Genomic DNA, 22849 nt, shown 5'->3' with positions numbered 1-22849 from the left:
TTTAAAGCTCAACAGAAGGTCGGCGGATTATAACGCTGGCTTTTGCAAAGCCGCTGACTTTTCGGATAAAGTTTGCGGCAGTGCAATATGAGTCCAATCAAAAAAAGGACCAGGATCGGTCTTCCTACCCGGCGCAATTTGGCTATGCCCAAGTACAAACTTCAATGGATAGCGATGCGCCAATGCCTGCAATAAAGTGTTTAGCATCAGGTATTGAGCCGCCTCAAATGGCAAAAAATCTGAGCCTTCTAACTCGATACCAATCGAGAAATCATTGCAGCGCTCTCGCCCCTGCCAGCTCGATACCCCAGCGTGCCATGCACGTTGCGAGCAGGGTACAAATTGCAACAACGCCCCATTACGCCGAATCAAAAAGTGTGCTGATACGCGTAGCTTGGCTAACTCTGCATAGTCGGGATGCACGTTTGGGTCTAGCGTATTAGTAAAAAGCCGCTGGATATCATCTCCAGCAAATGGCTGACCTGGAGGCAGATGAATATTATGGATCACCACCATATCCACCAGCATGCCCACGCTGCGCTCATCACAATTGGGGCTGGGTATTTTACGTGCCTGATTACACCAACCTAAAGCATCAAACTGCATTATTGGATTCCTAAACGATCAAGCCGATAACGCAGGCTACGAAAAGTCAGCCCTAAAATCTTAGCTGCCTGAGTGCGATTAAAGCGCGTTTTTTCTAGGGCCTCCAAAATAGCCTGCTTCTCTACCCTATCCATATAGTCTTGCAGTGGGTATTTATCCCCCAAATCGCTGCACGCTCCTACCTCATTATCACTAGGGCTTAGCTGCAGATCTATGGCAGTAATGGCATGGCCATCGGCCAAGGCGAGCGCTCGCTCCAAGACGTTTTCCAGCTCACGTACATTGCCAGGAAAATCATAGCGCTGCAGTGCGGTTAGCGCATCGCTGGAAAAATCAGGTAAGTTCTGACCATTGAGCTTAGCCAGTCTTGCCAACACATGGCGAGCAATCACAAGTACATCGCTACCCATTTCTCTTAAAGCGGGCATGCGCAGCTCAATCACATTCAGCCGGTAGTATAAATCCTGCCTAAAGCGCCCCGCCTCCACACACTGGCTGAGGCTTTGGTGTGTAGCAGAGATAATCCGCACATCTAAGACTTCTTCTGCAGTTGCACCTAATTTACGTACTGTGCGCTCTTGAATAACCCGCAATAGCTTCACTTGCATAGCCAGCGGCAGATCTGCCACTTCATCCAAAAACAAGGTGCCACTATTGGCAGCATGAAAAAAACCATCGCGGTCTTCATTTGCGCCGGTAAATGCGCCTTTTTTATGCCCAAAAAACTCGCTTTCCATCAGGTTTTCAGGGATGGCACCGCAGTTCACCGCCACAAAAGGCCGATTGGCACGGCTAGAGCTGGCATGAATCAAACGCGCGGCACGTTCTTTTCCTGAGCCAGATTCCCCCGTGACATACACTGGCGCTTGGCTTTTTGCCAATTTAGCGATCAGCTCTAAGGCATGCTGCATTGCCGCCGACTCGCCCAATAAGGGCCGATCTTGTTGAGTATTGATGGGCGTATCGTCTAGCGCCAATGCTGATTTTACCAAGGCACGCAGCTGATCCAGCGCTACGGGCTTGGCCAGATAATCAAACGCGCCCGCTTTTAATGCCGCCACAGCATTATCAGTACTGCCATAGGCCGTAATCACCGCCACGGGTACATCTAAGCCTTTATTTTGGATGTGTCGAATAATCTCTAGGCCCTCGCCGTCGGGCATACGCATATCGGTTAGGCATAGCTCATAAATGCCCTGATCTAGCTTGCTGCACGCCTCTTTTACCCCGTAGGCACAATCAACATCTAAACCCATTTTGAGTAGGGTTAATTCAAGCAACTCAGCTAGATCACGTTCATCATCCACAACCAACACGCGCTTACTATTTTTACTCGACTTTCTAGCCATATTTATTCCTAAATTTACGAGCTAACGCTAAGCGGCATCAGTACGGCCGCCAGCCGTCTATTGGGCTTAGCTGATCAATGCCTACTGGGTGATTCATATGGCAGGGCTGCGTCTTGGCGATGGATATAGCCAAAGATAATCCGAAAACACACCCCTCCCAATGGAGGAGCGATGTATTCCAGCACCGCGCCATTTGCTGCGCAAATTTCACGGGCAATATATAAGCCTAAGCCCGTACCTTTCGTTTCGGTAGTAAAAAATGGCTCAAACAATTGGGTTTGCGCATCGGGCGCAACAGTAGGCCCATCATTACCCACATCAATCAACCAATGCTGATTTTCACTCCAAACCCGAAAACTCAAGCTACCGTTTTTCTTTTGGCAATAGCGCCAACCATTACGGGCTAGATTCCACATCACTTGATGTAAATGCCCTGGGTCAAAACGGATTTCTGCCTCAGGCGGGCAATCCAAAGTCAGCATCACATGAATTTCTTCTTGCAACTTAAATTCTTCAACAAAAACATCCAGCCAGTCTGCCAACTTAATTTGCGTCATTTGCACACGATCACGCCGATTAAGCTCTAAAACATCTTTAACCATACGCTCTAAGCGCTGGCTATTATCATCAATAATTCGCGTTAAACGCTTCATCAGCGTATTTGCATCCGCCTCCTCACCCAATAATTGTGCAGCGTGGGTAATGGCACTGAGTGGATTTCTAATTTCATGGGCTAAGTTGGCGGTTAATCGTCCCAAAGCCGCCAATTTTAATTGCTGTGCCTCGCGCCGTAATTTATCTAAATCTTCTAAATAAATCAGCACATTCCCCTGAGAATCGTTTGAAAGTAAAACAAAGCGTGGCCTTAGTGTTTTGCGTGTTAAGGCGGTAATAATTAAACTAGGATTATCACTGGGATTCGCCCGCCAGCGCGCCAGCGCAACCGCCACTACCGGCATAGCATGAATCAACATTCCTTCTGGCCGCATGCCCGCTAAACGAATCGCCTGCTCATTACATTGCCTAATTTCCCCTTTTGCATCGACCACCAACACGCCATCCGAAACATCTTGCAAAATCCGCTGATTAAGCTGGCCTAAATTAGCCAAATCAATGCCGCGCTGCTCTGCCAAAGCCTCGCTAGCCTGAGCAAACCGTGCCAAGCGATGCGCCAACCAAGCCACGGCAAAAGAAGCCACACATAAAACAGCGGGGGAAAAGTAATCGCTAGCACTCGCATTACCCTGCCAGATTTGCCACGTTTGCTCGCTTAATAAAGCAATACTCGCCATTGCCGCATGAAATAAGGTCATACGCCCGCGCGAGATCAACCCTGCTGCTGCCAAATATGGCAGCAAGAGCGTGCCGAGCCCGCTGCGTAAACCACCAAACAAATGCATCATGCCCACAATAAACAGCACATCAATGGCCACTTGAATGCTTAGCTGAACTTCAAAACCAGGCCGGCGGCGATGAATACCCCAGGCAAAGAACAACGCTAAAACGCTATCAATTCCAGCCAAGGTTAAAAATGAGCGCCATTCTTCTATCCCCATAATTGGCTTGTATGCCAGCCAAAATACGCTGCAGAAAATACCAAGATTGGAAAGTAAGCGAAAAATATTCAGCAGCGCCAGCGAGCGCCAGTGCATTTCGGTGTGAAAAGCGGAGGTATTTTTCATGGGAACGGGAGGGGGAAGAGACACGGGCAAAGAATGTGTGCTTTGCCCGCGTTGTATGATAGAGCTAATGGCCCGAAAACCGCATGGCGCGAGCCACACGCTCAGGTGCTTCTTCAAAGAAACGTGTCAGTTCAAAAAGAGCCGATTCATACACCGTACGCTTGAATTCAATCACCGAATCCAGTGGTGACCAATATTCAGTCCAGCGCCACGCATCAAATTCGGGATGCGTAGTGCGGCGCAAGCACACATCAGAATCGTGCCCTGTCAGGCGAAGCAAAAACCAAATTTGCTTCTGCCCCCGGTACGTACCGCGCCATTCGCGGCGAACCCAGTTTGTCGGCACATCGTACTTCAACCAGTCCCTTGTGCGGCCAATGATTTCAACATGCTGAGGGCCTAATCCAACTTCTTCCATCAGCTCGCGATACATCGCCTGTTCGGGTGTTTCACCCTGTTTAATGCCGCCTTGCGGAAACTGCCACGAATGCTCTCGCACTCGTTTACCCCAGAACACCTGGTTTTGCCGGTTGATGATGATGATGCCGACGTTAGGCCGATAGCCATCACGATCGAGCATATCCTTACCTGCGTAAATTGCTTAGTTAACTGATTTTTCCACATCCTACCCTGCTTGGAAACAGGTATTCGGTGCAAACAGGGGGTAAATGGTGGAATTTAAATAAAAAGTTTTCTATCGTTATGCGGATTCATCCTAGCTAGATCTGCCACAAACTCTGGAAACTCAAGCCCCAGCTGGGTTTCAAGCAGTTTAGCCCGCTCCGCCAACTTATCCCACGTTGGATTGTTCTGACCGCAGCGAAAAGCAAAAGCAATTACATTTCCCTTCTGCCTTGCAGGTAAACATAGCACTCTGCCCTCAAAAACCTCACCTAAACGCTCTAAGTAATGATTAAAACGACGATCAGCGCCCCAAAGATTCACCGCCAGCACGCCGTTATCTGTAAGCCTTTGCTTGCAAGCGTTGAAAAAATCAACCGTAGCTAAGGGTTCTGCGATCCCCGTTGCCGAGTAAGCGTCCATCATAATCAGGTCACTAGAGCCATCTGGCATATTGTAGACATAGGCCGCGCCATCGGTGCATAACACCTCTAAACGCTCATCATCAGCAGGCAAGCAAAACATCGAGCGCGCCACCGAAATCACCTGCGGGAATAGCTCTGCACAGGTCAGCTTAGTATCCACCAGCTTGTGATGCACCCATTTGGCAATCGAGCCGCCACCCAAGCCAATCAGCAAGGCAGTTTTTGGCAGCTCAGTAAACAATAAATAGCCAAACATGCAGCGCGAATACGAAAGAATCATTTCATTTGGGTCCGACACCCGCATCGCGCTTTGCGTGTCGTCCGCACCAAAGTGCAATTTACGAATACCTTGCGATTCAGACACATCGATCATGATCTCATCGCCACCACGGTGGCTATTGCGTCTACCTAGCATTAGGCTTCTCCACAAGCGTCAACGTGGATTGGCTTACGGCTGTCTCGGCTATCCATAATTGAAATCCGCGCCGGATCGCTAAAGACTTCCTTATCAAAAGCCTTATCGCCGTCCGCTCGCGGCTGACCATCGGCCTTGATATTGGCAAAGTCATAGCGTTTAGGATCGGCCAGATGCGAAGGCACTACATTACACACGGCGGTAAACATGGTTTCTAAACGCCCAGGGAAGCGTTTATCCCAATCACGCAGCATGTCGGCAATAACTTGTCGCTGTAAATTGGGCTGAGAGCCGCATAAATTACACGGAATAATAGGAAATTCGCGGGCATCAGCGTAGCGAATAATGTCTTTCTCTTTACAATAAGCCAGAGGACGAATCACCACATGCTTACCGTTATCCGACACCAGCTTAGGCGGCATACCTTTTAGCTTACCGCCGTAAAACATATTTAAGAATAGTGTACTGAGAATATCGTCGCGATGATGGCCCAGCGCAATCTTGGTTGCACCTAGCTCTTCGGCCACACGGTATAAAATGCCGCGACGCAGGCGCGAGCACAGGCTACAGGTGGTTTTGCCTTCCTCAATCACCCTAGTGACAATACTGTAGGTATCTTCTTCGATAATACGGTATTCAACGCCAACGCCTGCCAGATACGTCGGCAGCACATCCTCTGGGAAACCTGGCTGCTTCTGATCCAAGTTCACAGCAATAATGCTGAAATTGATCGGCGCAGATTTTTGCAGGCCCAGCAAGATATCCAGCATGGTATAGCTGTCTTTACCACCAGACAGGCATACCATCACCTTATCGCCCTCCTCGATCATATTGAAATGATTGATCGCATCGCCAACATTGTGGCGTAAGCGTTTGGCGAGCTTATTAAAATTGTACTGCTGCTTTTTTTCCGTTTCGGAAAGCGTTGAATCAGTCATACGGGGCACCAATGCAGAGCAGGGCGCATCGCGCCCTGCTGTAGATTCTTGAATTAATGCGGATTTTACCCGATTAGAGCGGATTACCGTAGATATTGCGGGGATTTTATTTACGCAACACAAAGACGAAGGGCAGATCTTCACTGCAAAGAGAAGCCCTACAACACCACGCTCCGCCCCCCATCCACCGGTAAAATCACCCCCGTTAAATAAGGCGCTTCCAGCAAAAAGTGGATGGCTTGCGCCAGATCATCGGGGCTGCCGTTACGGGCGAGAGGAATAGTATCAATAATACGTTCACGCTCGGCATCATCAAACACCGATTCACCTTCGGGCCAGATATTGGCACCTGGGGCAACGGCGTTCACGCGCACTTCAGGGGCTAGATCTCTGGCCAGCGACTTGGTCATCGCCACAAGGCCCGCTTTGGCGATGGTATAGATCGTATGATTTTTATAAGGACGATCGACATGGATATCGGTGATCGAGACAATCGCACCGCCGGTTTTTCTAAGCTCAGCTGCAGCGGCTTGAGCAAGGAACAAAGGGGCTTTTAAATTGGAGCCAAGTAAATCCAGCCAAGCCATTTCGCTAAATTCGCCAATCGGTGTGGGGAAAAATGACGAGGCATTGTTCACCACCGCATCCAAACGCCCAAAAGCGGCTACGGCCGCCGTTACTAACTCCGGCAATCTGGCGGTATCTAATAAATCTAATTGCGCCAGTGCAACAGATGCGGGGCGAATGGCGTTTAGCTCAGCAGCCAGCTGCTCAGCAGCAAGTGCAGATGAACGATAGTGCAGCAGCACTTGCCAGCCACGGGCGTGCAAATATCGCGCCAAACCTGCGCCTACTCTTTTCGCCCCACCGGTAATCAAAACTACTTTGTGCTGCATATTCTGTCCTCGCCCCATACAATATTGTTTTTATGCCTACGATTTTCCAGCCCCGATGACTAATCCGCAACTCCCCACGCCATCTGAAGAAGCGCTGCAAGCCAGCCAGGCTTTAATCTTACAGATCCGCCAAGCGATTCATGCCAACGGTGGCTGGATTTCTTTTGCTGACTATATGCGAATGGCGCTCTACACGCCTGGCCTTGGCTATTACAGCGGGGGTGCGGCCAAATTTGGTGGAGCAGGCGATTTTATTACCGCCCCAGAGATCTCGCCACTATTTGGCACCTGCGTTGCCAGCACCATCCAACATGTCTTACAGGAATGTGGTGGTGATGTGTTAGAAATTGGCGCGGGTACCGGCCAACTTGCCGCGCAAATCTTACTAGAATTAGAGCGCCTTGATGCCTTACCCAGCGAATACTTTATTCTGGAGCTATCAGGCGAATTACGCGAGCGCCAGCGTAAAACGCTGCAAACCCTAGTGCCGCATCTAGCCCATAAGGCTAAATGGCTAGATGAATTACCTAGGCAATTTGTGGGCGTGATGGTTGGCAATGAAGTGCTGGATGCCATGCCCTGCGAGCTAGTGCGCTTTGACGGCTATAACTGGCTGCAATGCGGCGTGGTTGAAAACGGCAGCGATCTAGCGTTTGAGCATCGTGCTATGGATAATTTACGCTTAGAGGTGGCTTGCGAGCCCTTTCCGCATATCCCGCAATACACCACCGAAATCCAGCTAGAAGCACAGGGGTTTATTACCGCACTGGCGGCCAGCCTGCAATTTGGCATGATTCTACTGATCGATTACGGCTTCCCCGCGGCCGAGTTTTACCACCCAGAGCGCAGCATGGGCACGCTGATAGGCCATTACCGCCACCACAGTATTCACGACCCTTTCTTTTTTCCTGGCCTGACTGATCTCACCTGCCACGTGGATTTCTCAGCAATTTACCGCGCAGCCGATCAAGCGGGGCTAAGCCTTGAAGGATATACCTCACAAGCCAGCTACCTGATCGACACAGGGATTTTAGACCGCGCCGCGCAAATGGAAATCGGCAGTGTGGAATACCTAAGAATGTCGACCGCCCTGCAAAAGCTCACCAGCAATGCCGAAATGGGTGAGCTATTCAAAGTGATTGCCTTTTCTAAAGAGCTACAAGGCAAAACTGCCCCAGGGCTAGGCGGGCGGGATCGCTCGGGCGAGCTTTAAGTAAAGTTTGCTTCTATATTGGGGAGACGCAACCACGGAGCTCTTCTCATGAAAGGTATTATTTTTACTGAGTTTCTAGAGCTTGTTGAGCAAACTTGGGGCGATGCAATGGCAGATCAGTTGCTAGATGAAACTGATCTGCCATCTGGCGGCGTTTACACGGCGGTGGGCACTTATCAGCACAGCGAAATCATCAGTCTAGTCAACGCGCTCAGCGAAAAATCCCAATTACCCGTTGCAAAGCTCTTACATATCTTTGGTGAACATCTTTTTGGCCGGTTTGTAGCGCTCTATCCCTCGTTTTTTACCGATGTACAAGACCCTTTAGACTTTTTACAGGGCATAGAACATATCATTCACGCCGAAGTGCTCAAGCTTTACCCCGATGCAGAGTTACCCCACTTTACTGCCGAGCGCTTAAGCCCAAACTCACTCATCCTTAAATACAATTCACCCCGAAAAATGGGCGACTTTGCTGCAGGCCTACTCACCGGCTGTATCCGCTATTTTGGCCAACCCATTACATTAAGCACAGAAAATCACGCTGATTTCGATCTCTTTAAATTAAACCGCTATGGATGAGCAAGAACTACAGCGGCTACAAAAACGCAGCCAAAGAGAAAGACTGGCCCGCAAAGAGGCCGAAGCGCTGCTAGAAGCCAAAAGCCTAGATCTCTACACTGCCAACCAAGCTTTGCAAAAACTAGCCGATCAGCTAGAAGCACGGGTTGCACAAAGAACGCAGCAACTAGAAGCCGCCCTTGATGCCAGCCAAGCTGCCACGCGGGCAAAAAGTAGCTTTTTGGCCATCATGGGCCACGAAATTCGCACCCCGCTGAATGGCATTTTGGGCATTGCCCAATTACTAGAACGCAGCCCACTTAACGCAGACCAAGCCAGCATGCTGGCCACACTCAGCCGCTGCGGCGATTCCCTTTTAACCCTTATTAACGAAATTCTGGATTACTCCAAGCTAGAAGCCAGCCAAATGATGCTGGAATCTACCCCTGTTAACCTGCCGGAATTACTGCACGATATCGTCAAGCTCTACCAGCCTATCGCCAGCAAAAAACAACTCTCGCTTACATTAGAAATCAACAACAATGTTGAACAGTGGATCAAAAGCGACCCGCTACGCCTCAGGCAAATTTTACAAAACCTGTTAGGCAACGCGATTAAATTTACTGAGCATGGTTATGTTTCCATCCTTGCTGAGCAATCGCAACAAACGCTCACGCTTAAAATTAGCGATAGCGGCATAGGCATCAGGCAAGAACAGATCAATTCTTTATTTAAACCCTTCTCACAAGCCGATAGCACGATCACCCGCCAATATGGAGGCACCGGCCTAGGCTTGGCCATTGTTTCGCGCATCATCGAACTGATGGGCGGCGATATCCAGCTAACAAGCGAGTACGGATCGGGCAGCATTTTTTTAATCCATTTACCCCTACAAAGCAGCGATAGCACCACGCCTACCCGCTCTAGCAAAGCTATCCCCACCCAACTGCCGCCAGATTTGCATGTGCTTATTGCAGAGGACAACGCAGTCAATCAATTTGTAGCTCAGCGCTGTATAGAGCAAGCCGGTGCACGGGCCACCGTGGTAGACAACGGCGAAGCGGCGCTGCAAATGCTAAAAATCATTCGTTTCCCCGTTGTGCTAATGGATTTATCCATGCCCATCTTAGATGGGCTAAGCGCCTGCCGAGCCATCCGCGCCCAACCAGAATGCTATGGCCAGCCTTGGATTATCGCCCTCACCGCCAATTCACTCATTGACGATCGCTGCGCCTGCCTTGAGGCGGGCATGGATGATTTCATCGCAAAACCATTTAATTTTGAACAAATTCAAGCTGCTATCAGCAGAGCCATCACCAAAGTCCCTACCGCGCCGCAAGCGAGCAAAAAATAAAACCACAAAATGTCGCCAAATTCTCATAAAGAGTGTTGACAGCTAAAATAAAAGAAACCATAATGCGTCCCTCTTTAAGGCTATGTAGCTCAGTTGGTTAGAGCACAGCACTCATAATGCTGGGGTCGCAGGTTCGAGTCCCGCCATAGCCACCAGATACTTCTCTGGTGCAAACCAGAGAGAAAAGCCCCGCAAATCTAACGATTGCGGGGCTTTTTACGTTAGCCGTCGTTCACCCAAGTACCGACAAAGCCAGCCTCCATTGTTGGTATATTTGTTGGTATCAAATCTACACACCAACAATCAACTTTTAAGGGCATTCCCCCATCAAATCGCGCTGTTAGATAATGGAAAGGAATATGCTCGCGTTGCATTTTAGCTTTTGATAGCAAGTGCCCCATTTGCCACCAATACCATATAGCCTATCTCTATTTTAAGAGCGACCATGTGCTTAAGGCATGACGGGTATGACTTCATATTACCCCCCTCACTATGCCTCTGCTTAAAGATTGGCTGCTAAATATTTCAGCTGAAATTTAGATTTTTAATTATTCAATACGCCAATAAAATAATTCAACTCTTACAATGTTCAAATAGGCAAAATGCAGTGCGAAGGAATTCCCCTTGTGTGCCACGGCAGCACGTCGGGGCGAGGGTTGGAGTGTTTTTTTTGTGTGACCAGTCTAATAACAAACGGAAGTCGTAATAAAATAAACTATTTAGAAAAAAATGGTTATATTTTTACAATAATTGTATGTACTAATAATTTTTTAGTACTCTGCTTTTTTAATAGACTTAAGGACACTAAAACTATTCGCCTATGCTCAATATTATTGCAAATTCTCGCCATTAAAAATTACCAGCTCTGCGGCATAATAAAACATTGATAAATTACAAAAAACCGACCAACAATTTACTTTAAAATTCACCCTACGTGTTAATCTACTGAATTGATATTTTTTGCAAAAAGCGGGAGATAAAATGAAAGATAGAAGTGCTGTTGACACTATTCGAGGATATTTCTACCAGTTTGATCTTTCAATCTTAAATATATTGCGCCTTATAAACCCTGATGATTCTATAGAAATAGAGTGTACTGAAGACATTGATATTCGGACAGCAACTGAGCTGACTGCAACCCAGTGTAAGTATTACGCAAAAACTGAATACAACCATTCGGTAATTAAAGAAGCTGTGATGTATATGCTATCCCACTTTAAAGAAGTAAAGAGTGGATTAAAGCCTAAAGTTAAGTATGCCATCCGAGGACATTATGCATCTGGACAGCACAAACTAGATGGAGGAATTGATGTTAAGTTCTTGAAAGATAACTTTCTAACTTATACAGACAAAGGGGAAAAACACCTCCATCATGATGAACTAAGCCTTAACGACACCGACTTGGGCGAATTCCTAACTCTGCTTACAGTGGATATTAAAGCGGAGGAGCTAGACGTTCAATATAGGGCGGTTATTCGGGAATTAGAAACTGCATTTAGTTGTAAGGCGTTCTCCGCCGAATTTTATTTCTATAGCAATGCACTTGCCATAATTCGAGAGCTCTCAATCCAGCCTGCCCCTGCAGATAGAACGATCACAAAAAAGGCTTTTTTTAAAAAATTAGATACTTCGGGAGTGCTTTTCAACGAATGGTTTATTCAGAGAAAAGGGAAGAAAGCTTACTTGGCCGCGCTCCGTAAAGAGTACTTTACAGAACTTAATATCTCCCCCTTTGAGCGCTTCTTTCTCATAGAAACAAACCCGCAGATGTATATGCGTGATGATTTGAAAGAGCTCATTCATATACTTTCAGAAAAATGGTCGAAGCTATCCAAGCGTGACCCAGTATCTTTTTGTCCTTACATTTATATTCATGGCATTTCAGATGGCGAGTTGCTCGCACTTAAAAAAGATCTACATGTGGAAGAGTTTAAGTTTATCGACGGACACGATTATCAAAATGCAGACTTCAATGTGCATTCAATAATACGGAAGGCTGATCATGACAATGGTGTTAGAGCCAAAATTTTAAACTCAATACGCAATCTAGAGGAAACTCTGAGTACGATCACAAAGACTAGGAAGGTTTTCCAATTCCACTTTGGCCAAAGCTACTTCGAGTCAACTAATCCATCTGTAGGCTTTGTGAAGATCCAAGTGGAACTATTTTCCGACATTAAGGCAATAATCTAACTACTCAGATGAGATGAAAATGGAAAAGAAAACTAAAGAAGCCAGTATTAATGCACAAGTAATCGCTGTCTTTCCTGATAAAGTCCGAATCGTCGTAGATAACCTTGAAAATTTCAAGGTTGCAGAAGAGTCCTTAAAGGTCGGATCGTATTTGAAAATTGCCGACAATGAGAATGCAACCCTGATAGCAATTATTGAAAATTTTCAGATAGCAGTCAGTGACGCAGGAAAGCGGGATTACATTATTGAGGCCTTCCCTCTTGGCATACTTCGGAATGGAAAATTTGAGCGAGGGGGGGATTCACTTGCGATTCCTCCGAAGAAAGTCGAGCCTGCAACAATTGCGGATATAAAGAAAATCTATGAGGATTCTGTCACTTCTGCTGAAAGCTTCTGCTTTGCAACACTAGCTTCCAATCAAAAAGTGAATGTGCCAATTAATGGGAATAAGTTTTTTAACAAGCACATCGCAGTTGTTGGTTCTACCGGGTCTGGAAAATCACATACTCTTGCAACGATTATTCAACAAGCGGTCAAAGAGAAAAAAGAGGGGTTCGCTCTTAATAACTCGCACATAATTATTTTCGATATCCATTCCGAGTATAAGTCGGCCTTCCCTGATGCCAATTTTATCGACATTTCCAATTTGACTTTGCCGTATTGGATGCTAAACAGCGAGGAATTAGAAGAGTTTTTTCTTGATACGGAGGCAAATGATCACAATCAGAGAAATATTTTCAAGGAGGCAATCATTAATGATCGTCGAGATAAGTTCAAAGGTTCTGATGAGGAAAAACAGAAAATTCATTTGGATTCGCCGATTTTGTTTGATATCCAAGAAGTGCTTAAGTATGCCCAAGAAAAAAATATCGAGCTCATCGACTCAGGTGAGGTATATGCATCTGGAGCTAAGAAGGATAAACCTAAATTAACGCAAGGCAGCCTTTACGGAAAGCTGACGAATTTTGTTAATCGGCTTGAAAGCAAGGTTAACGATAGCAGGCTTGATTTTTTCTTAGGAGAAAAATCCAAGACAATCACGTTCGAAGAAACGCTTCAAACATTGCTTGGTTATTCTAAGGAAAAAGGCTCGAATGTAACTATTATTGACCTAAGTGGCGTGCCGTTTGAAGTCCTGAGCATTACAGTTTCTCTGATTTCGCGGTTGATATTTGAATATGGATATATCTATAAACGCCTTCGGTGTGCAAAAGATCCACAAGAGAGAATCAACAACGATGTGCCAATACTCTTAGTATATGAAGAGGCTCACAAATACGTTCCTAATAGTGAACTTTCGAAATACCGTTCTTCTAAAATGTCTATTGAACGGATTGCAAAGGAAGGCCGAAAATACGGGGTTACTCTACTTCTCGCAAGCCAGCGGCCCTCTGAAATTTCGGAAACGATTTTTTCTCAGTGCAACAACTTCATCGCGATGCGACTCACCAATCCAGTAGATCAGGGATATGTGAAGAAGCTACTACCGGACTCATTGGGGTCTTTGATTGATAAGATGGCCTCATTTAAGCAAGGAGAGACTCTTTTGGTTGGTGAGTCGATAATTTTACCGTCTATCATCCAGATGAACCCATGTAAACCTTCCCCTTCGTCAAATGACATTCCTTATTGGGAGCTTTGGAAAGAGGGATGGAAATACATAGATATCGCGGAAATAAAAGCGGAATGGTACAAATAATGGCCGCTCCGTTACATTGAACAATGAGTACCCATTTTTAAAAGCTTTTTGATAAAAAAATATCGTCGTAAAAAACCGCTCTGGCCTGAGCGGTTTTTACGTTTATGGCCTGCATTGCATTCATTCTATTCGTTATCTCAAAGGCCCCAGCGCTGGGAATACGGATTAATGAATGGGCTGCTCTAAAAATGCCAATGATTGGGCCGGGGCCAGTTGGTAGCCTTTTGCAATCGCCAGCACCGCTGATAAAAAGCCGGGATTTTCTATTTGGGCAAACAGAAACACTTTGTCCTCATGTGAACACGCTAAAAAGTCCGCAACATTATTCAGCACTTGCCGCCATATCAGCCGCACCTCCCAGCTGTGGCAGGGAAAGGCTGGTTTTAATTGAGCCGGTGGCGGAGCCTTTGCGGGCGCAGATAGAAACGCTGCCGGTGCCGATGATTCTCGCTTAAGCCGCATTCTGGCTGGGCAGAGAGGGCGTTATTCATCCTCCGTATAGCATGGACGGATTGACTACATACACCCCGATGTTAGAGCGGCCACTTAACTTCTTGGGCTAAGGCCCTGCCGTCTTTGGCGGAGGTGAGTACGCCCATTTCAAGCAGCAGCTTATTGGCACGCTTTAAATAACGGTCTTTCAGCACATCATTGGCCCATGATTCGTGGTGAACATCTTGTGATTGTTAATTCTACGGCCCCACCAAAATACGCTTAAGTCCTCCACATTTTGTCCGATATAGCGGATGACGATGGCTTTAATTGCGTTTTTAAAATGGTCAGCTAGGCGTATTTTTTTAGTTGATGTAAGCAGAAAAGTTTAAATACGCTGCTTGCTGATGCTGGTTTTAAAACCGCGAATTAGATCAACAAGGGCCTGAGGCGCGTGCTTTTTTTTATGGGGCATGAGGCGGATAAATCAGGATAGAACGATGGCAGTTCATCTTAATACCAACTTGGTGGCGATGAATACTCAACGTAATTTGAGTACGTCGCAGAGCGCTTTGGCTATTTCTCTGAGCCGGATTTCCTCTGGCTTACGGATCAACCGTGCGCAAGATGATGCTGCGGGGCTGGCCATTAGTAGCCGGATGACTTCCCAAATTAACGGTAGCAGCCAAGCGATTCGTAATGCCAATGATGGTATTTCTATGGTGCAAACCGCCGAAGGGGCAATGGGTGGGATATCAGACAGCCTACAGCGTATGCGCGAGCTATCGGTTCAAGCCGCCAATGGGCCAATCTCTAGCTCAGATCGAAAGTTGATTAATGATGAGGTGCAGCAGCTCAGTGCAGAAATCCAGCGCATTGCCAGCGCCACGGATTTTAATGGCATTAAATTGCTCGACGGCAGTTTCAATGCCCGCACTTTTAATATTGGGGCCAATCAAGGCGATACGATTAGCATTAGCGCCATCAGCAATATGCAAACCTCGCACTTGGGCAGCACCGGCTCTTCATTTAAGGCGACGGTAACGGGCGGCGTGGTCACGGCCTCGCTCAACGCGGGCGACTTAAAACTGAATAATTTTGCTATTGATGCTTCAACCGCAGGGGCGGCGGTGGGGCAGGCGGCGGATAGTGCTTTTGCGCTAGCGGCAGCCATCAATGCCAGCACGGCTACATCGGGGGTAAGCGCTAGCGCCAATGCAAATAAGCTGATAAGTGCCGCGCCTTCTTCATTTACGGCGATTGCAGGCTTTAATATTAATGGTGTGGATATTGGTGGCGTTAGCGCGGGCACCGATGCCAGCAGCCAAGGCGCAAACTTTGCAGCGGCCATCCAAGGAGCGGCGGCCCAAACGGGCGTCAGCGCAACGGCCAATGCGGGTATTGTGACGCTGAGCGCGGCAGATGGCCGCAATATTAATATTGGTTTAAGTGGCACGGCAGCCAATGCCGCTGCTACGGCGGCAAACAAAGCCACATTTCTCAGCCAAAGTGGCCTATCCGCAGGCATGGTAGGCACTCAAGGAACGGCAGCCGTTGCGGCGCAAAACACCTTTAATATTGCGAATAATGTGGGGGCTGGCGCGCAGTTTGCGGTGAATGGCATTAGCTTTACCGTGCGTAATTCTGGGCTGGCTTCTGCGGTGGTCGATGCCAATCACGTAGATTTAAATATTGCTGGCGCAAGCAATAACGCGGCAACGGTATCATCGGCGCTTAGCGGCGCAATCTCTATGGCCCAATCAAATCCGCTTACGGCTGCAGCGCTTAGCGCCTTTAGTGTTGCGGACGGCGGCGGCACGGTGGTGCTCAATGATAATGCAGCTGGCTCATCCAGCACGTCCATCTCCAGCAACGCTGGCTCTGTGACCCGCAATATAGCGGGTGCCGCCAGTAGCAGCGGCAGTGCGGCGGCCAATCGCGGCACCATTAGTGTTTCTAGTTTAAGCACCGAAGGCCTTACTATCGCCGGGGCCGCACCAGAAAGCGCAGGAATGACAGCAGGCAATACCGCCGCTATCGCCATCGCTTCGATCGTTGGGATCACTTCACTCAATACTTTAACGGCCTCCAGTGCGCAAAATGCGATTGCATCCTTAGATAGTGCTCTGGATATTGTTAATATCGCCCGTGGTGCCTTGGGGGCTTATCAAAACCGTTTTGTTGCCGCAGCATCTAATCTGCAAAACACGCTAGAAAACCTAAGCGCATCGCGCAGCCGCATTCAAGATGCGGATTTTGCCGCTGAAACAGGCAGCATCACCCGCGCTAATATCTTGCAACAAGCAGGCACGGCGATGCTGGCTCAGGCCAACACCACCCCCTATATGGTGATGGCCCTGCTCAAAGGTGCGCTTTGAGCTTATTTGCCCACACCGATCATCGCCGTTGTATTGGTTCCTAAGCTGGTAGTAGGCAGCTGCCCATCCCACTTTTCTATCCATAGTGTTTGGTTTTTAAGCTGCGCGGCTTCTGCGCCGTATTTTTTAATGGCCTCACCTACGGTTTCTAAGGCTCTAGCATCGCCCTGCGCTGCAGCGATTTTGGCATCGGCTTGGCCTTTTGCAACGGCCACCGCATTGGCGGCGTCGGCAAGATTTTTGCGCAGCATGGCTTCTGATCTTAAAGCCTCTTGGGTGGCTTGCAGCTTGGCGTTGATGGCGGTCTGGATATTTTCTGGCAGCCGTAGCTCGTTCACAAAGCCAAACTGCTCAACCATAATCCCGTATTGATTCATTTCATGATTAATCTTGGTGCGCACTTCTTCGGCCAGCTTAATTTTGCCGCCAGATAGCAGCCCTTCGGCATCGTATTTAGTACCGTAATTATTCAGCGCATTGCGAATGCCGTTACGGATAATCTGGCTGGTGATTTCTTCGTAGCCGCGCTTATATTTCTGATACAAAACAGGGGCTTTACCCGAATCAATACTATAAGAAATGCTGATATCGGCATTGATTACAATACCGGATGCCACTTGAAAATTCATGGATTCATCTGTAGGCGAGCCTTCAGTGGCCGATTTTGTCCACGTGTAAGTCTGGGTAAAGGTGGGGAACTCCATTACGCTGGTGCCAAGGCCAATTAAATGCCAGCCACTGGATAAAGGAATTGGCTCAACCTTGCCATCAATGCGATTAAATTCCACCCCCACATGATTGGCCGAAACCGATGCCACAAAGATATGCAGCGCAAAATATAATATGGCAATAACAGCAAGGCCGATCAATACACGCAGGTGCTGAAAAATACTCATGATATTCATCATTGTCTCTTTTTAATTTTTCAAGACCGCAGGAAAACGAATCATCGCGGCGGTGCAACTATGCACACAGCATCGCTTGCCGCCTTTATACGCTTACGATTCCTTACTTACAACAAACACGCCAAAAATACAACACCCCCAAATCCCCACTGCAATATTGCTGACTTATGCCGGCAATATAAGCCGCTTTAATCTGCTAAAATGCAGCGAATTCACGCATTGCATACACCGCAATAATCGCTTTAAGCACGCTGTATCGCTGCTCTATCCGCCCCCATTCAGCAAAATTGGGGGCTTTACCTGTAAGGCCCTTCATCATGACAACTCCTACTTCCCGCAAATCTGTCGCCATTATTGGTGGTGGTCCTGCTGGCCTAATGGCCGCCGAAATGCTCATCCAAGGGGGGGTAGAAGTCGATTTATATGATGCAATGCCGTCAGTGGGGCGCAAGTTTTTGCTCGCCGGTGTAGGCGGCTTAAATATCACCCATTCCGAAGCCGCCGCGCCCTTCCTGGCCCGCTACTGCCAACGCAGTGCAGAGCTACAGCCTCTGCTAGCGGCTTTTGGCAATGAAGCATTACAAGAGTGGGTGCATGGGCTTGGGGTCGAAACTTTTGTGGGTAGCTCGGGCCGCGTGTTTCCTAAGGAAATGAAAGCCGCCCCCCTGCTCAGAGCGTGGATTTCTCGCCTGCGTGCCAGCGGCGTAAAAATCCACGTACGGCATCGCTGGTTGGGCTGGGATGACGCGGGTTTGCTGCGCTTTGATACGCCCGATGGCGAAATCAGCCGCAACTGTGACGCAACGGTGCTAGCTTTGGGCGGTGCAAGCTGGGCCAAGCTAGGCTCCGACGGCAAGTGGCAGCCCCTCCTTAGCGAGCGCGGCGTAGATATTGCACCATTAGAGCCTGCCAATTGTGGCTTTGATATTGGCTGGAGCGATCACTTAAGCGAGCGTTTCGCTGGCTCGCCACTCAAAGCCGTTGCCATTGAATTTAAAGGCCAGCGTAAACAAGGTGAATTTGTACTGACTAAGGGCGGTGTTGAAGGCAGCCTGATTTACACCTTCGCAGCGGCTTTTCGCGATGAGATTAAAGCCAATGGCAGCGCCGATATCTTGCTTGATTTAGCCCCAGGCAAATCACTGGAGCGGGTATTAGAAGACTTAAAGCGCCCACGCGGTGCCGATTCTATGGCCAGCCATTTACGCCGCAAGCTAGGTATTGAAGGGGTAAAAGCAGGCCTGCTACGCGAAGAGATCTCTCGCGATGACTTTAATGATATGGATAAACTAGCCGCAGCCATTAAAAGCCTGCCGCTCAAGCTACTTGCACCACGCCCAATTGATGAAGTGATCAGCAGCGCGGGTGGTGTGAAGTTTGCAGCAATGACCCCTGAGCTGATGCTAGAAAAAATACCAGGGGTGTTTTGTGCGGGCGAAATGCTGGATTGGGAAGCGCCCACCGGCGGCTATTTAATCACCGCCTGCATGGCCAGCGGCCGCAAATCTGGATTGTCGGCACTGGAATGGCTGAAAAACCTTTAGTATTTTAGACCTCCATGTAGGCCAGCCCACATGCTCTGCGGCTAAGGCAGCATATGCTTGCTTTAGCCATTGCAATAAATAAGGCTCTACGTAAGTAGTAAATAATTAATTCTGGCTCTATTGCTAGTGCCCCTCTTCGTTCTCTATAAAATCCAGACGTAAAAATCATCTTCATAACGTGTCGCCAAGCTTCTTTTTAGCAAAAACCAGCTCAGGCAAGGCAAAACCTCTATTACCTGAGCTGGTTTTGTTTAAAAATAACTCATAAAACGCCCATATTAAGCTGACAAATACCCACCTAAGCAGATGCTGCCATCTAGGCTCTGTAGCTAGCTTCGCTCCCTATCCTCTTCATTTACTTACGCACAACCACCTTTAGCTAAATACTTGTCTACAAAGTGATTGCTGCACTATTCAGCGGCAACGCCATCTGGTGCAAAAAATACCAACCAGTTCCCTATGCTTGCCCATGACCTGCTGTCAGCTAAAACAGGAGCTTGGCAGCTTTGTGATGGCTGCTCATCCATAGTAAGCATGAGTGAGTAATTTTAAATGGGTGGTGCAAAATGTCTTCTTTCCAAAAAAACCTGATGATCTCCATCGCTTGCCTGATTGCGCTGGTTATCTTATTTGCCGTCTATGTCAGCCTGCATCTCAGGGTAGACAGCGCTAATTTGCAACGCTATCAGTCCTATCTGCTTGCCGATGAACTACGCCAGTCTTCCGATGATTTAACTCGGCTGGCACGCACCTATGTGGTATCGAGAGACCCAGCTTATGAGCGGCAATATATGGATATTCTGGCAATTCGTAATGGCGAAAAAGCCCGCCCAGAAAACTACAACCGCATCTACTGGGATTTTGTAGCGGCCACGGGCACGCCCCCTAGGGCCGATTCTGGCGTAAAACGCCCATTATTAGAAATGATGAAAGAGCTGGGCTTTACCGAACAGGAATTTGGCAAACTCACCGAAGCCAAAAAGAACTCAGATGGCCTAGTCAATACTGAAGTAGAGGCCATGGGCCTCGTCAAAAAAACCGGAGAAGGCGCAGAAGAAGGCTATGCCAAGGCGCGGGCCATGATGCACGATAAGAACTACCACACCAACAAAGCCAAAATCATGCAGCCTATTGATGAGTTTTATGCCCTGCTTGAAAGCCGTACAGAAAAAGCCGTGCAGGATGCTAACCAGCTGGCCAGCATTGCTAAAGTGGCCTTTATCATAGTCGGGCTAGTAACCCTGTTTATGCTGTGGCGTACCTTTGTGGCTTTGCGCAACACCGTAGGCGGCACAGTAGAGGAAGCAAGACAGCACATTGCCTATATGGCTGCCGGCGACTTTGCCCACAGGATTGAATCTGGCGGGCGTGACCCCGAAAGTTTTCTGGCTCTGATGGCCGATATGCAGCTTAAATTAAGCCATATCATGCAGCAGGTTTCAGACGCTGCTAAAGAAATTGAGAATGGCTCGGATGCAATCAGCACCGCATCTAATGATGCGGAAGAACTGGTTAAAACTCAGTCAGATTCAATGTTAGCCATGCGAGAAACGGTGCAGCAGCTGGTCAGCAGCATTAATCAGATTTCAAACAATGCCAGCAATGCCAGTGAAATGACCCGCTCTTCCAGCCAGACCTTAACGCGTGGCGACCAAGTGATTCGTGAAACGGTAGACAGCATTAAAACCATCGCGGCTACGGTGCAGGAAGCCTCCGGCAGCGTAGCCATGCTAACCGGCCATGCTCAGCAGATTTCCGTTATCGTGCAGGTGATCCGGGATATTGCCGACCAAACTAATCTGCTGGCTTTAAATGCCGCAATTGAAGCCGCACGCGCAGGCGAGCAAGGCCGTGGTTTTGCCGTAGTTGCAGATGAGGTTCGCAAACTTGCCGAACGCACCGCCAGCTCCACACAAGAAATCACCGATAAGGTGCGCAAAATACAAGAAGGCACCGAATACACGGCAGTCCATATGAATAATGGTGTAAACAAAGTCGAAATCGGCGTAGAGCTTGCCAGCCGAGCAGGCAGCGCTATAGAAACAATTCGCCTTGATGCCGGGGCAATGAGTAGCGTTATTGACGATATCAGCCACTCGCTGCAACAACAGTCACAGGAGGCCAATAAGGTTGTAGATAATATCGACCGTGTTTCTCAGTTGGCCTCAGCCAGCAGCAGCGCCGTTGAAAAAGCCTCAGGCAATGCCCGCCGCCTACGCGAGCTATCTAAAGCGCTGTCGGCAGAAATGAAACAGTTCCATCTGGTTTAGCATTGGCTTAAAGCAATTACTCCACCGCCCCGCCCAGCGTTTTATATAACGCCAGCAGATTGCTCACCTGATCAAAGCGGTTTTGCAACAGGCTGGTTTGGGCGTTGCGGCGGCGGGCGCTAGCGTCCAGCCATGGCTGGATATCTGTGGCCCCCGCTTCAAAGCGCACCAAGGCAATATCATCTAGCTTACTAGCCAGCTGCGCTGAGCGTGCCAACTGCTGGTTTTGCTCTGCCAAGCGCATTCTGGCATCCAGCCCCTGCTCGGTTTCAGCCAGCGCTTTATAGAGTGTCTGTCTAAAGATGGTGAGCTGCTCTTCATACTGCGTACGCGTGATATCCAGATTCAGCTGATGCTTATTCCAATCAATAAATGGCAGCGCCAAATTTAGCCCAGCAGAGGCCAAAGGGTTCTGAAACAGCTCTGCCAGTGCAGAACTACTACTCCCTAAGCTAGATGTGAGCGAAATACTGGGGTAAAACGCCGCTCTGGCGATATCAATCTGCGCAAGGCTAGCTCTTAATCTGGCCTCCATCGCCTGCAAATCTGGACGTCTAGCTAAAACCTCGCTCGGTATCCCAGCTGCAATCACAGGTAAAACGCCCTGCGGCAGGCTGGCACCGGCCAGCGTAAAACTTTGCGGTGGCCGATCAAATAATAGACTCAGGCTATAAAAAGCACTTTTTCTCTGCTGTAATAGCAGGGTATGGTTGGCTTCTTCGCTGATTAAGCCTTGCTCAGCGCTCAGCACCTCACTTTTAGCGAGTACGCCTGCCTCGTTTTTAATGCGTAACAGCTCCAATACTTGGCGCAGCTGCTGCAAATTCAGCGTACTGGCCGCTAGCTTCTGTTCCAGCAAGGCAATGCTCCAATACTGATTGGCCACACTGCTAGCAATAGACAATTTAAGCGCCTGCCGGTCTGCCTCAGAGGCAATACTTTCTTCTCTAGCGGCTTTTCTATCGCTGGCCAACTTGCCCCACAGATCAAACTCATAGCTGGCCGTGGCGCTCAGATTATAATTTTGCCTATTGAGTACCGGATCAAAACTGCGGCTGATACTGCCTCCGCCCCCCACACCTAAGACTGGGGCTGCGGCGTGCTCGCTCTGCCCTTCTTTTAAGTGAGCACGCCGCAGCCTAATGGCCGCCACGGATAAATCTGCATTACTGTGCAAAGCATCATTTATCAGCGCAGTGAGCTTGGCATCATTAAAAGCCAACCACCACGCGCCACTCTGCTGTTCTGCGGCAGCAGAAGACTCTACCCAGTTGGCAGGCAAAGCCGGTAATGGCGCGCTTTGCTCGGGGCTAAGTAAGGAGCCGCAGCCTGTTAGCAGCAGCGAGAGTAAAAGTATTTTTTTCATGC

The 22849-nt window shown here is 48.4% G+C and carries 19 protein-coding genes and 1 tRNA gene; 10 read left to right on the top strand and 10 right to left on the bottom strand.

What is annotated here, in order from left to right:
* Positions 1–27 precede the first annotated feature (27 nt).
* The 7 genes from ampD to R6242_RS17300 form a co-directional block, all read right to left on the bottom strand.
* On the bottom strand, positions 28–606 hold the full coding sequence (gene ampD / locus R6242_RS17330; protein WP_318429187.1) for a 1,6-anhydro-N-acetylmuramyl-L-alanine amidase AmpD: 579 nt from the start codon (positions 604–606) through the stop codon (positions 28–30).
* Positions 606–1955, bottom strand: coding sequence for a sigma-54 dependent transcriptional regulator (locus R6242_RS17325; RefSeq protein WP_318429184.1), 1350 nt, complete (start codon positions 1953–1955; stop codon positions 606–608). Before R6242_RS17325 ends, ampD begins: the two co-directional genes overlap by 1 nt.
* A gap of 74 nt (positions 1956–2029) precedes the next feature.
* Complete coding sequence (locus tag R6242_RS17320; protein WP_318429182.1) at positions 2030–3637, bottom strand: two-component system sensor histidine kinase NtrB; 1608 nt, start codon at positions 3635–3637, stop codon at positions 2030–2032.
* A gap of 64 nt (positions 3638–3701) precedes the next feature.
* A complete protein-coding gene (locus R6242_RS17315) occupies positions 3702–4217 on the bottom strand; it encodes an RNA pyrophosphohydrolase (RefSeq protein ID WP_099399856.1) in 516 nt (171 codons plus the stop codon).
* 98 nt (positions 4218–4315) lie between these two features.
* On the bottom strand, positions 4316–5098 hold the full coding sequence (locus R6242_RS17310) for a fused MFS/spermidine synthase (RefSeq protein WP_318429178.1): 783 nt from the start codon (positions 5096–5098) through the stop codon (positions 4316–4318).
* Positions 5098–6036 (bottom strand): tRNA 2-thiocytidine(32) synthetase TtcA, encoded by a 939-nt coding sequence (gene ttcA / locus R6242_RS17305; protein ID WP_318429176.1) that lies wholly within the window; start codon positions 6034–6036, stop codon positions 5098–5100. Before ttcA ends, R6242_RS17310 begins: the two co-directional genes overlap by 1 nt.
* A gap of 158 nt (positions 6037–6194) precedes the next feature.
* A complete protein-coding gene (locus R6242_RS17300; protein WP_318429173.1) occupies positions 6195–6932 on the bottom strand; it encodes a pteridine reductase in 738 nt (245 codons plus the stop codon).
* A 55-nt stretch (positions 6933–6987) separates the two neighbouring features.
* On the opposite strand from R6242_RS17300, the gene R6242_RS17295 reads away from it, so the two are divergent.
* The 8 genes from R6242_RS17295 to R6242_RS17260 all read left to right on the top strand — a co-directional run bounded on the left by R6242_RS17295 (position 6988) and on the right by R6242_RS17260 (position 16762).
* Entirely contained in the window at positions 6988–8145 is a 1158-nt protein-coding gene (locus R6242_RS17295; protein ID WP_318429171.1) for a class I SAM-dependent methyltransferase, read from the top strand.
* A 48-nt stretch (positions 8146–8193) separates the two neighbouring features.
* Entirely contained in the window at positions 8194–8727 is a 534-nt protein-coding gene (locus R6242_RS17290; protein ID WP_318429169.1) for a heme NO-binding domain-containing protein, read from the top strand.
* Entirely contained in the window at positions 8720–10060 is a 1341-nt protein-coding gene (locus R6242_RS17285; RefSeq protein WP_318429167.1) for an ATP-binding protein, read from the top strand. The genes R6242_RS17290 and R6242_RS17285 overlap by 8 nt, the downstream gene beginning before the upstream one ends.
* A gap of 78 nt (positions 10061–10138) precedes the next feature.
* Positions 10139–10215 (top strand) — tRNA-Met (locus R6242_RS17280).
* Positions 10216–11041: 826 nt separating this feature from the next.
* On the top strand, positions 11042–12253 hold the full coding sequence (locus R6242_RS17275) for a DUF4297 family anti-phage-associated protein (protein WP_318429165.1): 1212 nt from the start codon (positions 11042–11044) through the stop codon (positions 12251–12253).
* Between the two features lie 19 nt (positions 12254–12272).
* Positions 12273–13952: an ATP-binding protein gene (locus R6242_RS17270; RefSeq protein WP_318429162.1), complete on the top strand. Its 1680-nt coding sequence runs from the start codon at positions 12273–12275 to the stop codon at positions 13950–13952.
* Positions 13953–14056: 104 nt separating this feature from the next.
* Positions 14057–14407 carry a hypothetical protein gene (locus R6242_RS17265; protein ID WP_318429159.1) on the top strand — a complete coding sequence of 117 codons (351 nt, stop codon included), beginning with the start codon at positions 14057–14059 and terminating at the stop codon, positions 14405–14407.
* A 477-nt stretch (positions 14408–14884) separates the two neighbouring features.
* Entirely contained in the window at positions 14885–16762 is a 1878-nt protein-coding gene (locus R6242_RS17260) for a flagellin (RefSeq protein WP_318429156.1), read from the top strand.
* A gap of 2 nt (positions 16763–16764) precedes the next feature.
* Here R6242_RS17260 and R6242_RS17255 read toward each other — a convergent pair whose 3' ends face one another.
* Both R6242_RS17255 and R6242_RS17250 read right to left on the bottom strand, forming a co-directional pair.
* A complete protein-coding gene (locus R6242_RS17255; RefSeq protein ID WP_318429154.1) occupies positions 16765–17658 on the bottom strand; it encodes an SPFH domain-containing protein in 894 nt (297 codons plus the stop codon).
* A gap of 205 nt (positions 17659–17863) precedes the next feature.
* Entirely contained in the window at positions 17864–17986 is a 123-nt protein-coding gene (locus tag R6242_RS17250) for a hypothetical protein (RefSeq protein WP_318429152.1), read from the bottom strand.
* On the opposite strand from R6242_RS17250, the gene R6242_RS17245 reads away from it, so the two are divergent.
* Both R6242_RS17245 and R6242_RS17240 read left to right on the top strand, forming a co-directional pair.
* Positions 17985–19211: a TIGR03862 family flavoprotein gene (locus tag R6242_RS17245; protein WP_318429150.1), complete on the top strand. Its 1227-nt coding sequence runs from the start codon at positions 17985–17987 to the stop codon at positions 19209–19211. The two genes, R6242_RS17250 and R6242_RS17245, sit on opposite strands and share 2 nt — an antisense overlap.
* Positions 19212–19777: 566 nt before the next feature.
* On the top strand, positions 19778–21481 hold the full coding sequence (locus R6242_RS17240) for a methyl-accepting chemotaxis protein (RefSeq protein WP_293930853.1): 1704 nt from the start codon (positions 19778–19780) through the stop codon (positions 21479–21481).
* Positions 21482–21497: 16 nt separating this feature from the next.
* On the opposite strand, the gene R6242_RS17235 is transcribed toward R6242_RS17240, so the two are convergent.
* The gene (locus R6242_RS17235) at positions 21498–22847 is read right to left on the bottom strand and encodes an efflux transporter outer membrane subunit (protein ID WP_318429147.1); all 1350 of its coding nucleotides are present in this window, start codon (positions 22845–22847) and stop codon (positions 21498–21500) included.
* Positions 22848–22849: the final 2 nt, after the last annotated feature.

Origin of the sequence: Iodobacter sp. CM08 (assembly GCF_033446605.1) — a bacterium.
Lineage (GTDB): Bacteria > Pseudomonadota > Gammaproteobacteria > Burkholderiales > Chitinibacteraceae > Iodobacter.
The sequence above is the reverse complement of the archived record's forward strand: the minus strand, read 5'-3'. Positions and strand labels throughout refer to the sequence as shown.